The 15,076-nt window shown below is 50.9% G+C and carries 14 protein-coding genes and 1 tRNA gene; 3 read left to right on the top strand and 12 right to left on the bottom strand.

All coding sequences use genetic code 11. The features are described from left to right. Positions 1-612 (top strand): HEPN domain-containing protein (locus DPQ22_RS03555; RefSeq protein ID WP_150213212.1); only part of this gene is annotated, 612 nt, incomplete at its 5' end. Positions 613-874: 262 nt separating this feature from the next. Here DPQ22_RS03555 and DPQ22_RS03560 read toward each other — a convergent pair. The 3 genes from DPQ22_RS03560 to DPQ22_RS03570 all read right to left on the bottom strand — a co-directional run bounded on the left by DPQ22_RS03560 (position 875) and on the right by DPQ22_RS03570 (position 5,417). Beyond that, the gene (locus DPQ22_RS03560; RefSeq protein WP_150213213.1) at positions 875-2,194 is read right to left on the bottom strand and encodes a porin; all 1,320 of its coding nucleotides are present in this window, start codon (positions 2,192-2,194) and stop codon (positions 875-877) included. A gap of 218 nt (positions 2,195-2,412) precedes the next feature. Further along, complete coding sequence (locus DPQ22_RS03565) at positions 2,413-3,723, bottom strand: porin (protein WP_150213214.1); 1,311 nt, start codon at positions 3,721-3,723, stop codon at positions 2,413-2,415. A 461-nt stretch (positions 3,724-4,184) separates the two neighbouring features. Continuing rightward, positions 4,185-5,417: a porin gene (locus DPQ22_RS03570; RefSeq protein ID WP_246681460.1), complete on the bottom strand. Its 1,233-nt coding sequence runs from the start codon at positions 5,415-5,417 to the stop codon at positions 4,185-4,187. A gap of 25 nt (positions 5,418-5,442) precedes the next feature. On the opposite strand from DPQ22_RS03570, the gene DPQ22_RS03575 reads away from it, so the two are divergent. Together DPQ22_RS03575 and DPQ22_RS03580 are read left to right on the top strand one after the other, a co-directional pair. Then, positions 5,443-5,628, top strand: coding sequence for a hypothetical protein (locus DPQ22_RS03575; protein WP_150213216.1), 186 nt, complete (start codon positions 5,443-5,445; stop codon positions 5,626-5,628). A gap of 426 nt (positions 5,629-6,054) precedes the next feature. Further along, a tRNA-Ser gene (locus DPQ22_RS03580) sits at positions 6,055-6,145 on the top strand. Between the two features lie 297 nt (positions 6,146-6,442). Here DPQ22_RS03580 and DPQ22_RS03585 read toward each other — a convergent pair. From DPQ22_RS03585 to DPQ22_RS03625, 9 genes are all read right to left on the bottom strand, one after another. Continuing rightward, positions 6,443-6,934, bottom strand: coding sequence for a VOC family protein (locus DPQ22_RS03585; RefSeq protein WP_150213217.1), 492 nt, complete (start codon positions 6,932-6,934; stop codon positions 6,443-6,445). 206 nt (positions 6,935-7,140) lie between these two features. Next, positions 7,141-7,320, bottom strand: a complete 180-nt coding sequence (rpmF, locus tag DPQ22_RS03590) for a 50S ribosomal protein L32 (protein ID WP_150213218.1) — start codon at positions 7,318-7,320, stop codon at positions 7,141-7,143. 262 nt (positions 7,321-7,582) lie between these two features. Beyond that, positions 7,583-8,284, bottom strand: coding sequence for a monofunctional biosynthetic peptidoglycan transglycosylase (mtgA, locus tag DPQ22_RS03595; RefSeq protein ID WP_246681461.1), 702 nt, complete (start codon positions 8,282-8,284; stop codon positions 7,583-7,585). A 30-nt stretch (positions 8,285-8,314) separates the two neighbouring features. After that, the gene (gene hemN / locus DPQ22_RS03600; RefSeq protein WP_150213219.1) at positions 8,315-9,652 is read right to left on the bottom strand and encodes an oxygen-independent coproporphyrinogen III oxidase; all 1,338 of its coding nucleotides are present in this window, start codon (positions 9,650-9,652) and stop codon (positions 8,315-8,317) included. Between the two features lie 154 nt (positions 9,653-9,806). Further along, positions 9,807-10,406: an orotate phosphoribosyltransferase gene (gene pyrE / locus DPQ22_RS03605; protein WP_150213220.1), complete on the bottom strand. Its 600-nt coding sequence runs from the start codon at positions 10,404-10,406 to the stop codon at positions 9,807-9,809. 214 nt (positions 10,407-10,620) lie between these two features. Next, the gene (locus DPQ22_RS03610; RefSeq protein WP_150213221.1) at positions 10,621-11,550 is read right to left on the bottom strand and encodes a HEPN domain-containing protein; all 930 of its coding nucleotides are present in this window, start codon (positions 11,548-11,550) and stop codon (positions 10,621-10,623) included. A gap of 253 nt (positions 11,551-11,803) precedes the next feature. Further along, positions 11,804-14,113, bottom strand: a complete 2,310-nt coding sequence (locus tag DPQ22_RS03615; RefSeq protein ID WP_150213222.1) for a RelA/SpoT family protein — start codon at positions 14,111-14,113, stop codon at positions 11,804-11,806. Positions 14,114-14,159: 46 nt separating this feature from the next. Next, complete coding sequence (locus tag DPQ22_RS03620; protein WP_150213224.1) at positions 14,160-14,699, bottom strand: hypothetical protein; 540 nt, start codon at positions 14,697-14,699, stop codon at positions 14,160-14,162. Beyond that, complete coding sequence (locus DPQ22_RS03625; protein ID WP_150213226.1) at positions 14,696-14,959, bottom strand: hypothetical protein; 264 nt, start codon at positions 14,957-14,959, stop codon at positions 14,696-14,698. Before DPQ22_RS03625 ends, DPQ22_RS03620 begins: the two co-directional genes overlap by 4 nt. Positions 14,960-15,076 lie beyond the last annotated feature (117 nt).

Consider the following 15,076-nt stretch of genomic DNA (forward strand, 5'->3'; position numbering starts at 1 on the left):
GTCGAGTTTATTGTGCATAGCTATCGCGATGTCAATGCCCGGCTTAAGCTTGGGCGGCCGTTTTTTCTTGATATTCTGCGCGATGGCATAGAGCTTTATGCTGAGCCGGGCTACCCGCTGGCCACCCCCGGCGCTATGACCGCAGAGCAACAGCATGAAGAGGCGGAGAAATATTTTAACCAGTGGTATACAGGTTCTTTAGCAGCTTTAAAAAATTCACAATCCTCTTTCAAGGAATCGCAAGGGGAAATGAATGCCTATATGCGCGATGCTGCCTTTCTTGCTCATCAGGCGACAGAGCGTATTTATCATTGCCTGCTGCTGACACTAACGCTTTACAGCCCCAAGCTGCATAATATCGGCAAGCTGCGGCGGGCAGCCAATGCGCTGGCGCCGGATCTGGCTTCTGTATGGCCGGAAGACAAACGCGCCTATAAGCGTTGTTTTGAGCTGTTGCGCCGCGCTTATGTTGAGGGGCGCTATTCGCCGCATTACAAGATTACCGCCTTGCAGTTACAATGGCTGTTTAGCCGTATTGAAGATCTGCAAGAGCGGGTAAAGCAAATTTGTGAAGCGCATTTGCGCGAAATGGCGCGCACTGCCGGAAAATAACAGCAGAGAAAAGCAGAAAAACGCCGGCATAACCGGCCATAATATAAAAATGACCCAGTGCCCGGGTCGGGTGCGCCGGCGGGGGATACAGCCTTAGAAAGAGCGCTGCAAGCGGCGGAACCAAGCCGCCCAATCTACCAGACGCGCCGGCCGGCAGCGGCGGGAATAGCGGGAATCAGGCGGAAATTTTTGTTGTCAGGCGGGTCTTAAAGCCGGGAAAGGCGGCAGCCGGTAAACTTGCTCCGGCATGAACCAGGCTGTATCAGAAAGAGCGCTGCAGGCGCACCGCGCCCTGAAGCGCCTCCTTATCCTTGAGCGAGAGGCGATATTCATCGCCATCAGCCTGGCGGCGGCCATATTTATTATGCCATGTTTTATAGGTCACCTCACAGACCAAAGTCAGCCCGTCGACAATATCTTTGGTAATATTGGTAGAATGGGCAAAGCTGCGGTCTTCGCCATAAGCATTCTGGAAATTGAGGCTGGTTTTATGCGAAAATTTATAAGTGCCGCCCAGCCAGTAAATGCCGTGTCCGCCCCAATCGCCAAAATTCGAATTGACCTGCCGGTAAAGGCCGTAGCGCTTAATGGCCGAGCCGTCAGCGCGATAGCCGATAATACGTGCGCCGTCATCGCCGTAACTTGTATCCAGATTATAATAATCTTCCATCGATTTATAGCCGCCCATGGCAAAGAGCGACAGGCGATTGGTGAGATTGGCGTCCAGCCGTATTTTACCTTCCCACTCTGAATAATAAGGCTCATAACCGATTACACCGGCAATAGAGCCCCAGTTTTTCTCATATTTCAGGCCGCCAACTATATTGGGCGTGTAATCATGCGTTTGCGAGCTAAGCTCTTTATAATGTTTGCTGCCGTCTGAGCGGAAGCGATAGCCGCCGTTTTTGCTGCCGTCAAGCGTATTATCAGCGCCGTCACTAATGCTGCGGCCCAGATCGCCGGGAATAGTGCCGTTGCCGTCATAAGTATTGCCCTGTTCAAAGCCGAGAATAGCTGAAAAGCCGGTTTCATGGTTAAAAGTATAGGCGATAACATTGGTGCGCTTATCGGTTGGGTTCATAATATCATCGCTGATCATATTGCCGTAATAGCCGGTCCAATAAGCAAAAATTGTTTCATCAATGCCGACACGCAGGCCGCCCAGCTCAATATAGCCAAAGCGCAAATCACCGCCGGAATTATCGTCCGGCGTATTGCCTTCCGAGCCATTATGCCAGTCTGAGCGCAATTCCATAAATGTGCGCAGCGGCCCCCATTCGGTTTGCGAAGCTGTGTGGACGCGCAAAGTAGCGCGCATCAGCCAATCATAGCTTTTGCCGCGGCGGTCACCATAGGTCATGGCGTAAACGCCGTCACCGCCTTTATTATCGGCGCGCAAATAGCCGGAAATGCGCAGGCAGCTATTCGTGCCGGGAATATAAAAATATCCTTGGCCAAAAGCATCACAAGCGCGGACAAGGCCTGTCTCTTCAGGCTCAGGCTGAGGCGCATAATCATTTGCCCGCGCCGGCAAGGCCGCGGCGGCGGCAAAAAAAACAAACAGCAGAGTTTTAATTTTCATAATGTCCTTGACTGAGACTTTGCTTACCGGCAATAAAACAGCGCTGTTAAGGTATAGTTAACTATAATAGCATGCTTTGCTCTGTATAACGAGATACGGTATAGAGAATACACAATCAATAAAACAACAGCCGCCCATTAGCTGTACTATATAACCAAACCGGGCGCTGCCAAAACGCCCGGAAAAACGGATAATTGCCCTGATAAATTGTCACATTGCTAGAAAGAGCGTTGCAGGCGAAGCTGCCCCTGAAGCGCCTCCCTGTTCTTGAGCGAGACACGTGTCTCATCACCATTGGCATATTTACGGCCGTAGCGATTATCCCAGTTAACATAGGCTATTTCAGGGGTGAGATTTAAACCGGGGAAAAGCTCATGCGAGACATTGGCCGCCGTAGCAAAAGTGCGGTCATCGCTGTAAGCGGCCTGGAGGTTGAAGCTGGTTGCCGGGGTGAATTTGTAAGTGGCGCCTGTCCACATAGCCCAGTCACCGCCCCAGTCACCATACATAGAGTTAATCTGACGGTAAATGCCGCGGTGCCTGATGGCCGTGCCGTCAGCGCGATAGCCGACAATCCGCGTGCCGTTTGTGCCGTAACTTGTGTCGAGATTATAATAATCACTCATGGATTTATAACCGCCCATCAGGAAGACGGAAAATTTATCGGTCATATTAAGATCGGCGCGCAATTTTGTCGCCCATTCGGAATAATAGGAATCATAGCCGAATACAGCGGAAACAGCGCCCCAGTTTTTCTCATATTTCAGGCCGCCGACAAGATAAGGCATATAATTATGTGTCTGCTGGCTTAATTTCCGGAAACGGCGGCTGCCGTCCGAGCGGAAGCGATAACCGCCATTATCCTGTGTGCTCAATATGGCGTCAATATTATCTTCATCAATATACATGGGGCTGCCGTCACCGCCAAAATTATTGCCCTGCTCAGCACCCAGAATAGCAGAAAAGCCGTTGCCCGCATTATAAGTATAGGAGATTGTATTGGTGCGGGTCTCGGCCGGGTTCAGCACATCATCATTTAAAACATTGCCGTAATAGCCTGTCCAATAGGCAAAAATAGTTTCATCAAGGCCAACGCGCAGGCCGCCCAGCTCAATATAGCCATAGCGCAGGGAGCCGCCGGTATTGTCATTGGCCGAACCGAATTCTGCGCCGGCCTTCCAGTCAGAACGCAATTCCATAAATGTGCGCAGCGGCCCCCATTCTGTCTCGGAAGCGGTGTGGAAGCGCAATACGCCGCGCGTCAGCCAGGCATAAGTATTACGGTGGCGCTCTTCACGGCGGCGGGCATAGACCTGATCGCCGCCCTGAATCTCAGAACGGACATAGCCGGAAATACGCAGGCAGGTCTCGGTGCCGGGAATATAAAAATAGCCTTCGCCAAAAGCATCGCAGGCGCGGACAAATTGTGTTTGATCAGGTTCCGGCTCAGGCGCGGGAGCAGCACCGGCCATTGGCGGCGCCAGCAGCAGAACAGCAGCAGAACCCAGAAACAGGTCTTTGATTTTCATGTTCATTCTCCAGCAAATGGACATTATATGTAACGGGAGAAATACCCCGGATAAAGCAAATATGGCGGCTTTCTCTCGCCAGATCTGCGCTCACAAAAGACTGATTTAAAGAACCGAACTTCCCGCAGGTCAGGTTAATAGCATTTTTTTGATACACAACCCAAAAGGCCGGAATTTACAGCACCTTTCATATTATTACTTGCCCCTGTTGCGTAAAGGACACAAATCGGCAAGGGCTCGCCTGTGTTCCTGGCTTTTTATCGCGATTTGTAACAAAAAGCCGTAAATCAGCCTGGCCTTGCAGCCAGCCTATATCAAAGTAGATTTTTCTAGTCAAGTTTATGTCCGGTATAATCGACAGCGAATCGGGAGGTAAAAATTGCCGGGCGCGGGCCGGCGCGGTTATGGGGAGACAGCCTTAAAGCCCGGGATAGATTCGGATAAGCCGGCTTGGGATAATTTCAGAAAGAGCGCTGCACGCGCAACATGCCCTGCACGGCATTATGGCCTTTGAGGGTATTTTTTTCTTCATAGGATTCGCTATATTGATAGCCGTGTGATTCATTCCACGCATTATAGCTGATTTCCGGGATAAGGTTCAGCCCCGGAACAAGCATATGATTTAAATTGGCGGCGGAGGCGAAATTTTTATTGCTGCTATAGGCCAGTTGCAGGTTAAAATCGGTTCGCTGTGTCAGGCTGTAAGTGCCGCCGCCGAAAAATATCCAATGGCCGCCCCAATCGCCGTAAAGCGAGTTTATCTGCCGGTAAATGCCCTGTTTTACCCGCCTGCTGCCGTCTTTATTATAGCTGTAATTTATATGGCCGGCATCTATGGCATAATAATCATCGGCTGATTTATAGCCGATCATTGTCCAGAGAGAAAACCTGTCTGTCGGGTAAAGATCGAGCCGCGTTTGTGTTGCCCATTCGGAATAATAGGCATCATAGGCGGCAACAGCCGAAATTGTGCTTTTGGCGCCGGCCCATTTCAGGCCGCCGACAATATTTGGCGTATAATCATGCGTTTGCTGGCTGAGAGTGTAATTATGGTGGCTGCCATCGGCCCGGTAGCGGAAGCCGGCGTTGTCTCCTTCCTGATCGCCTTGCTCCACCCCCAAAACGGCTGAAAAGCCGTTGCGCGCTTTATAAGTATAGGAAATAGCATTGGTGCGGGCATTTTGCATTGGCGTTATAACATCATCATTGACAACATTGCCGTGATAGCCGGTCCAATGGCTGAAAATACTGTCGTCCATGCCCATACGCAGCCCGCCCAGCTCAAAATAGGCAAAACGCAAATACTGGGCGCTGTTTCTCACCTCACCATATTCTGCCCCGGCGCTCCATTGCGAGCGGAATTCAACAAAACTGCGCAAAGTGCCGTAATCCGTTGCTGTCGCTGTGTGCCAGCGCAATGCTGCGCGTGTGCGTGAGGCATAAGTGTGACGGTGCAGAGTTTTCCTTGTGCGGGTATAAGTATTGTCACCGCCTTTAGTATCATTGCGGAGATAGCCGGAAATACGGAAGCAGGTTTGTGTGCCCGGCAGATAAAAATAGCCGTCACCCTCAGCCGGGCAGGTCTGCACATAATGCGGCTCATCAGGTTCTGCCGCCGGCGCTATATCGGCAGCAAAAGCCGGCAGGAGCAGCAAAGCAAAAAAAGTAAGGAAAAAACAGAGCAAGCGAACCAAATGCCGGCAGGCTTTGCGCCAGAGCATGAAACAGCAAGAGGCGGGGAGCGCTGTAGGCGCGACAGGGACAAGGGATAAAGAGGCGGGGAGGGGCGCAGCCCTGACAGGGACAAGGGATAAAGAGGCGGGGAGGGACGCCGCCCTGACAGGGACAAGGGATAAAGAAATGGGGAGGGGCGGAGCGGGTTTTGCCGGCATGAATCTTCCATAGAATTTCATCAAATTTGCATTGGGGTGGCGCGTGATAATACTGCTTTTGGCACTTTGCCGCAGTGCTTTGTCGGCAAGTGGCATAATTTGCAGCAAGGCGCCGGAGCAAAAGCAGGATAAGCGCGTTTTGTTAAGCCCTTGTCAGGAATTTAGGGCAGTTGACAAAAAGTTAAGGGTGGGGCGGCGAATAAAGCTGTTTTACGGCTGATTGTGCACAGAAAGCTGCCGGCAAATGAAAAAACGCCGTGACAGATCTTGCCTTTGCCGGCAAGAAAGGCTATTGCAAAGCAAAGACAGGTGGAATTTCTGCGCGGTGGAATGTGCCGATTCTGTGCTTCTGCTATGTTTGACAGGCGGGAGCAAAGTGAGCCGCAGCGGTTTTTGCCAATGGCTGCATTGGGGGCTGCTTTTGGGCCGGCAAAAATGAGGAGAGATGGCCGAGTGGTCGAAGGCGCTCCCCTGCTAAGGGAGTAGGGCTCAAAAGGCTCTCATGGGTTCGAATCCCATTCTCTCCGCCATTTATTTTCCTTCGTTTTATGATTATGGAGAATTATTGCGCAGCTCAGAATTTGCAGGAACAGGAGCTATGCAGCCATGGGGATTCTGCGAATAATGCTGTTTGCTATGTTTGAGGGGAGATTATGGCTGAAGGCAAAGCGGATTGGCGGGGTAATCTCCCCCTGATAGCAGAATTTCCGCTATTTTTACCAGCCATGCCTCATATAAATTATAGTATTACCCGTGGGGTGAAATTATGTTCGTCTCTTCTCTTAATGTAGGAGTGCTGTCTCCTCCCTCTTTATTTGGAGGAAGCTTTATGCCTGGACAGCTTTGGGGTAAGAGCTCAATTCAATCAGATTGCCGTCCGGGTCGCGACAATAGACTGAGCAAATAGCGCCGCGCGCTCCGGTTTTGGTAACCGGGCCTTCCTCTATTGCGATATTATTGGTTTTTAAATATTGTATAATTTCTTCAGGCGGCAGATTAACCAAAAAACATAAATCGGCACTGCCGATTTGCGGATTTTGCGCGGTGAACCAGTTTGTGGCGCTTGCCTCTATCGGCCGTAAATTGATTTTTTGCCAACCGAATTTCAGGCTTATGCGTTGCGCCGGCGTAATTTTCTTATCTGCGACCGTATTTTCATTATCTGTGCCGGTGGCGTTATTGCTATGTTGAGCGGCATAATTTTCCCGCCTGGCGCCCAGCACTTTTTCATACCATATAGCCGATTGTTCTGTATCCCGGACAGTGAGCACAATATGGTCAATCGCCTGAATATGCAAAACTTCCCTTTGTCCGGACATAGGCCGTCTCTCGATTTTGGGCTTTTTCCATGGGCGCAAAATGCCGGTAATAGTAGAAAAAGTAGAATTTTCCTGAAAATTATGACAGGAGTGCCTACATAGACAGGGAGCACAAAACGCAGCGGAGAAACCACTGCACCTGATAATCATGCTTCGGCTAATATTGCTCAATCACAGCAGCAAACCCTAAAGCAGGCCTCTCTGCTTTAGCTCTTTGCTGTCAGCACCTGACGGCCGCGATACATGCCGGTTTTCAGGTCAATATGATGCGGGCGGCGCAATTCGCCCGAATTTTTATCTTCAACATAAGTCGGAGCCTTTAGCGCATCGGCCGAGCGGCGCATGCCGCGTTTGGAAGGAGAGGTTTTTCGTTTAGGGACAGCCATGGCCGCATACTCCGCTTGTTAAACGCATTGCACCGGCAAAACCGGCGCAGAAACTGCAAAATTCTTCAAAAATGCCTGCCGGAAAGCAAATCAACCCCGCAGCGCGAAAGCCCGGCTTTATAGGGGAAGAAAGCGCATTCAACCAGTCTTCCTCCTCTTTTTGCAGAATTTTTTGCGAAAATCAACAATTTCTTATCAAAGATTCCGCATTTTCGCGGCTTTCCGCCGGCGATAATCTGTTATAGCCCTGCTTTACCGGCTTTTAACGCAGGCAGCCAATATAAGCGCCGGCAGCCAGCACGCGCCTTTCAATAATAGCGGCGCGGTCAAGCAGCGTATAATCCAGGCGAAAAGGATTACGTTTCAAGGGCGAGGGCAGGGCAATCGCCAGAAGCGCGCTTTGCCGCGGGGTCAAATTGCGGGCGGAAATGCCGAAATAATAGCGTGAGGCGGCCTCAACCCCGTAAATGCCTTTACCCCATTGGGCGATATTGAGATAAATTTCCATAATCCGTTTTTTCGGCAGCAGCATATCCACCCATAAAGCAATGGGGATTTCTGTTGCCTTGCGCAGATAAGAACGGCTTTTCCAGAAAAACAGGTTTTTTACCACTTGCATGGTGATAGTGGACGCGCCGCGCGGTTTATCATCATCTTCACTCGCTGCCTGCTGCAAAGCCTGCCAGTCAACGCCGTCATGTTCGCAAAAGCGCCCGTCTTCCGCCATCATGACCGAATAAACAAGGCTTGGCGCTATATGGCGCAGGGGAACCCATTGCCTTTTATAAGAGGTGTGGGTGACAGTGTCGCGCAGCATAAGAGTGGAAACCGGGTGGATAAAACTGAAGCGATATAAAACCGCCAAAACAGTGATACAAAGCAGGAAAAGGCCGATAATGATCAGCGCCAGCCGCGCGGCGCGGCGTAAAAAACCGTGTGGAGGGAAAATGCGTTTGGGCGCCACAATTTATCCTGTGTCTCTGCCTGGCCGGTTTTACACTGCCGGGCTGAAATTGCCTGTTTTTTCCTGCCTGTATGTATCAAACAGGCCGGCAACCAGACGAACAAAAGGCCGGCCTGCCTCGGTAATGGTGATTATATCCTGCGATTGCTCGGCAATATTGTCGGCCAGCAGTGGCTGCAAGCGCGCCAGCTCAGCCTGATAATGCCGGGCGCCGCCGTAAACAGCCAGATCAACGCGGAAACGGCACATTAAATCGCGGATAAGGGCCGCGCGTTTTTTATCTTCGGCATTAAGCGCAACCCCGCGCGCCGTGCCCAGCCGCCCTTGCGCTATTGCCTGTTTATATTGGCCAATATCGGCAATGGTCTGGGCATAAAGATTGGGGAATTCTGAAATGCTTGACGCGCCGAAGCCCAGCAAAACTGCCGCATCATCATCGGTATAACCCTGGAAATTACGGTGCAATCTGCCGTTTTTTGCCGCTTGTGCCAGCGGGTCTGCGGGCAGGGCAAAATGGTCAAGCCCAATCGGCACATAGCCCAGCCGGGTTAAAATTTTGCCGACAAGGGCTGCCTGAAAAAAACGCGCATGCGCATCAGGTAGAATAGCGCTGTCAATCAGCCTTTGATTGGCGCGTCTTTGCGGCAAATGGGCATAGCCGTAACAGGCAATGCGATCAGGCACTAATTGCGCGGTTTTTTCACATGTTTCCTGCAGGCTGGCCTCGGTCTGGTGCGGCAGGCCGTAAATAAGGTCAAAATTTATGTGCTTTATCCCGGCCCGGCGCAAGGCGCTCACAGTGCGTTCAATAGCGCTGAGCGGCTGAATACGGCCGATAGCCTGCTGTACTTTGGCGTCAATATCCTGCACGCCGAGGCTGGCGCGGTTAACGCCTTGCTCAGCCAGCAAAGCGCAAAGCTCCGCATCAACATAGCGCGGGTCAAGCTCGATAGCGTGTTCTGCCTCCGCTTCAAAGGTGAAAGCTTCTTTCAAAGCGGCCATGATAGCGCGGAAAGCGGCGGGTGAAATAATGGCAGGTGTGCCGCCGCCCCAGTGCAGATGAGCAAGTCGGGGCCGCCCGTTAAAACAGGCGGCCTGCAGTTTTATGTCCTGCACAATATAGCGGGTATAGTCCGCCACACTATCGGCGCGGCGCGTTACTTTGGTAAAACAGCCGCAATAATGGCACATGGCGCTGCAATAAGGAATATGAATATAAACGGAAACACGGTCTTGTGCGCTGAGGCGGCGCAAGGCGGCAAGACGCGGTGCATCTTCCAGCCGGTGAAAATCTGCCGCAGTCGGATAAGATGTATAGCGGGGAACGGCAGCATCGGCATAATGTAATATTTTTTCATTATTCGGCATAATAATCGCTATCCTTGGCGCTCCTGCTTTTATTTTTGCCGCCGGCGAGTATAGATTGCCGCCGGCCTTTGCTCTCTTGACATGATAGAGCCAGATTACAGCCTGCGGGCGGGCAAAGCAAGAAGGCCTCTTTTTTGGCCTGCCGCTACCGCACTCAGTTGCTTGAGGCCGGCCTGCTGCCCGGTTTGACCGCAGGCATGGCTGCCAGCGCCGGCGGCAGATTATCCGCGGCATAGGAAGGCACGGCGTAATCGGCCAGGCTTATGAGCGGCACGCCGATTTCTGCCTTGCCGCCGGAGCGGTTCAAAATACAGGCGGCGGCCACTATTTTGGCCCCGGCCTCTTGCATGGCTTCCACCGTTTCACGCACAGAAAGGCCGGTGGTCACAATATCTTCAACAATCAAAACACGCGCTCCCTGTTTAATGGGGAAGCGGCGCAGCCTGAAGCGGCCTTGCTCGCGCTCTACCCAAATAGCGGGTAAATGCAGCTGGCGGGCGGTTTCATAAGCGGGGATAAGGCCGCCAATAGCCGGGCCGACAAGATAATCAGGCAAATCCTCCTGCCGCCCGGCCAGAAATTCGCGGATTTTTTCGGCCAAAGCGCGGCATAATTTTTCTGTCAGCTCCGCATACATGAAAACATGCGCCTTTTGCAGATAAACAGCGCTATGCCGCCCGGAAGTGAGAATGAAATGGCCGTGCAAAATCGCCCCTGCCTGGTTAAAAATATCCAGAACCTCTTGTGTTTTCATGACATTAACTTTCTCTGTTTTATTCAGAATTTTATGGCTTTAAATCCGCTCCGGCTTTTGCTGCCTTTGGCAGTTTCCGCTTTTTCTTTTGCCGCCACTGCCGCACATCTTTTCTGCCCTCAAAGAGCGCTGCGCTCTTTGCCGCTGTCAATGAGCGGGCAGCTCATGCACTATTTATTGCCGGTTTGTCTACCCCATTTCGCGCAAATGCGCTTCACAGATTTGCTTCACAAATCTTTTTCACCCGCTGCTGCAAATCTTTAATACGGGTAAACAGCCATTGTAACTGCAAAGCAGTGATTTTATAATGCGGTGAATAACGCGCCTCAACATAAGCGCGGCGCAACAGCTCAAAACAGCGTTTATAGACGCGTTTATCTTGCGGCCATACCGAGATAAGCTCCGGCGCATGGAAATTGGCCATTGAGCGCAATTTGCGTAAATTATGCAGTTTGGGGCTATAGAGCATAAGCGTTAACAACAGGCAGTGATAAATGCGCTCGGTTGCCTGATGGGCCTCAAAAGCCGCTTTTCTCAGGAAAGTATCGTCTGCTTCATTGTGCGCTTTGGTGAGGCAAATTTGCGCGATTTCCAGGTTTGCCAGAGAGTCTTTATACCATTTCTTAAAATATTTTTGCGCTTCTTCATGCTGCTGTTTTTCTGTCATAGCGCCGGCGTCAGCCAGCGGGTAGCCCGGCTCGGCATAAAGGGGGATACCGTCATAGAGAATATCAATGAAGAAGGGGCGGCCGATTTTAAGCTGGGCATTCACATCATGATAGCTGTGGACAATAATTTCCACCGGGACTCTTATCCGCTTGAGCACCAGCTCTTCATGCAGCAAAACCCCTTCGACATGATACCAGTTTTCCGGCTCGGCCGCTTCCTTATTATTGACGACAATCAGCAAATCATAATCGGAATTATAGCCGCTTTTGCGATCCATTACCTGCTTGCCGCGCGCATAAGAGCCAAACAGAATAATTTTGAGAATACGGCCGCGGCGCAGAGCCTCATTGGCCTGCGGCAGTTTTGCCGGCTGGAAATTCTCAAGCAGAAGGTTGACAATATAGGCCAGCTCGCGCCGCCGGCGCGGCGGCAAATGCCGTAAACGCTCTTCCAGTGCATTTTCATCAATAAGCATAATCTCTTGTAAAACCGGCAGGAGATACAGGCAAGACTTTGTGCTGATTTATGCAAAACTATTTATTTTTGGCACCGGCAATTATGGTCTTGGGCAGAGGCGTGAGCGATCCTGTGCATTGCCGGATTGGCCAAATTTTTCAAAACCGGGATTGCCGGGAAAATTTCTGCCGAACCGGCGGATATTCCGCCCGGCCAAATAGCAGGCACCGGTAACATACGCTTCAGGGATATTTTTCTTTTTTGCGTGCGCTTTAACCATTGACCCGCCAGGCCTGGCTGACACTCTCCAGCCGCCGCAACTGGCTGAGAATTGTATTCAGATGTTTTAAATCCCATACTTCCAGATCCAGCAGCATTTCGCTGAAATCCGGTGCCGTGCGCGGCAGTGACAAATTGTGAATATTGGCATCATTACGCGCAATAATCGCTGCTGTTTCAGCCAGTGAGCCGGGGCTGTTGCCGGCAATAACGGCGATACGGGCGGGAAAGCGGGCGCTCATTTGCGCATCAATATCCCAGCGCACGTCCAGCCACCAGTCGGGCTTGTCATCATAAGCGGCCAAAGCCGGTGATTGTATGGGATAAATAATAATGCCTTTTTGCGGTTGAAATATGCCGACAATACGGTCGCCCGGCACGGCGCCTTCCGGCGCAAACTGCACGGCTATATTGCGGTTAATGCCGCGAATGGGCAGGGCATTATCCCCCGGCTGCGGCAGCGTGGCCAGGGCTGCTCCGCTTTCCGACATTATGCTGCCGGGCGCGGTTTTATCTTTTATCCCGGTTTCATCAGGCGCCGGTTTTGGCCGCTCCTGCGGCATTTTAAAAATCATGCCGGCCACATTGCGAATATTAAACCAGCCTTTTTCCTGCTCTGCTTTGGCAGTTTTGGGGGTGGCGCGCTTATCCTGATAATCGGGATAGAGGGCGCGGATAACATCATTGGGCAGCAATTCGCCGCGGCCGACAGAGGCCAGAACATCATCACTATCCTTCCGCCCCAGCCGCGGCAAAAACTGCTCCAGATTTTCTTTTGAAAAGGTTTTGCCCGCTTTTTCAAAACTGCGCTCCAGAATGCGCCGGCCAAGGCCGGAATATTGCTTGCGCACAGCGGCGCGGGTGGCGCGCCTGATAGCCATGCGCGCTTTGCCGGTCGCCACCAGCTCTTCCCATGCCGCCGGCGGCACTTGTTTGGCCGAGCAGATAATCTCTACCTCATCGCCATTGGTCAAACCGGTGGTCAGCGGCCGGCTCAGGCCGTTTATCTTGACCCCAATGCAGGAATCGCCAATATCGGAATGAATCATATAGGCAAAATCAATCGGTGTGGCACCGCGCGGCAAAGCAATAAGCCGGCCTTTGGGGGTAAAGCAGAAAACCTGATCCTGAAACAGCTCTAATTTGGTATTTTCCAGAAATTCTTCCGGTGTTCCGCCTTCCGACAAAGTCTGAATAGTTTGCCGCAGCCAGGCATAAGCGGCGGTTTCCTGCTTATTGTCTCTGGCATTTTTGCCGCCCGGCCCTGAGCCTTTTTCTTTATAAACAGCATGAGCGGCCACGCCATATTCGGCGATTTCGTCCATTGCATGCGTGCGGATTTGCAGCTCCACCCGCTGGCGGGAAGGGCCGACAACTGTGGTGTGCAGCGAGCGATAGCCGTTTTGCTTGGGCATGGAAATATAATCTTTAAACCGGCCGGGAACCATAGTCCAGCTCGTGTGGATAACACCTAAAGCGCGGTAGCAGTTTTCCAATGTGTTAACAATAATGCGAAAACCGTAAATATCGGATAATTGCTCAAAAGACAGAGCCTGATGCTCCATTTTGCTGAAAATGGACCAGGCCTTTTTTTGCCGGCTTTTAATCTGCGCTTTAATGCCGTATTCGGCAAAAATTTTGGTTATATCCTGTTCAATAACACTGAGCACATTACTATTGCGCTGCGACAAATCGGTAAGTTTGTCTTTTACCGCTTTCCAGCCTTGCGGGTTAATATAGCGGAAAGACAGCTCTTCCAATTCTTCGCGCACATCTTGCATGCCCATGCGCCCGGCCAGCGGCGCATAAATATCCATCGTTTCCTGGGCAATGCGGCGCTGTTTATCATCACGCATAACCTGCAAAGTGCGCATATTATGCAGCCTGTCGGCCAATTTCACCAGCAGCACCCGCACATCTTTGGAAATGGCGATCAGCAATTTGCGCAGATTTTCCGCCTGAATGGCTTTTTGCGATACTAAATCCAGCTTTTTCAGCTTGGTCAGGCCTTCCACCAGCGCACCGATTTCCGTGCCGAATAATTTGTCAATTTCAGCCCGCGTGGCATCTGTATCTTCTATTGTGTCATGCAGCAGGGCAACGGCAATGGTCGCTTCGTCCAGATGCATATCGGTCAGAATTGTGGCAACTTCCAAAGGGTGGGAAAAATAAGGATCGCCTGAGGCTCGCTTTTGCGAACCGTGCTTTTGCATGGCATAAATATAGGCTTTATTTAACAGATTTTCATCGGCATTGGGCTTATAACGCCGAACCCGTTCGACAAGCTCATATTGCCGTATCATGCGCGTTAATCCTTACTCGTGCTCGTTTTAGCAACGCATATCGTTTTCAAAGCCCTTTTAAAGCATCGCCTTCCACTCCCAATGGCGGCACTTTATTGGCTTTCATTGGCGGTATTACATCATGAAAGGACAAAAAACACGTTTTATTAATGCCCGAAAAACTCATATGGCAGTGCTCTAGAATATCCATGCCCAAAAGACCGTCAATATTTTGACCGGTGAAATCTGTTTCCACTAAAAGCACGGAAACTTCAATATGCGGTTCAATATTTATATGCCCGCCGACCAATAAACCCATTTCATAGCTGTCTCTTTGTGCAGAATTTGTCCCGGTTGAGGGTGTCAGTATGGATATTGTCTCTCTGGGCAGCAAACCCAAATCTTTAAAGGGCTGTAATTGACTTTTGCAAATACAAGAGCAGCTTGCTCCCGTATCCAATAAGAGACGGGCAGGAAGAGGCAAAAATTTCTTTATTTTCTTTTTATCCTCTTCTTTCAGTTTGCTCCAATCTTCATGGGCATAATATAATCCGGCATTCAAAATAATCTGACCATTTTCAATAGAGCAGGACGCGTAAGTGCTCATCGAACAAAACTCCGTCTGATATAAAAGACAGGTTCCATGCCCGGGGCAAATATTTCTTTTACCAGAAAGGAATCTGTGCCGAATTTTTCATAGCCTTTGGCCATTGCCATTGCCCGGTCAGGGTAAATACCTTGCAACTCGCTGCCTTTAATCAGCACAAAACCACCCCGAAATTTCTCCCATAATTTAGTTTGCAGCTTTTTGTAGGCCTCATATTCCTGCGCCAATACTGAGGGCAATTTTAATTCTGTTTCTGCCATTGCCTTGCTCCTTGCCTGCCATGACGGATATTTCCATAGTATAACGGCAATAATAAGAGGGCAAGAAAAAAGCGGCACCAAATGGCGCCGCCTGCAAAGCCCGTCCGGCTACTGGTG

It is taken from the genome of Candidatus Tokpelaia sp., from assembly GCF_008636115.1.
In the GTDB taxonomy this organism is placed as follows: Bacteria; Pseudomonadota; Alphaproteobacteria; order Rhizobiales; family Rhizobiaceae; genus QLZD01.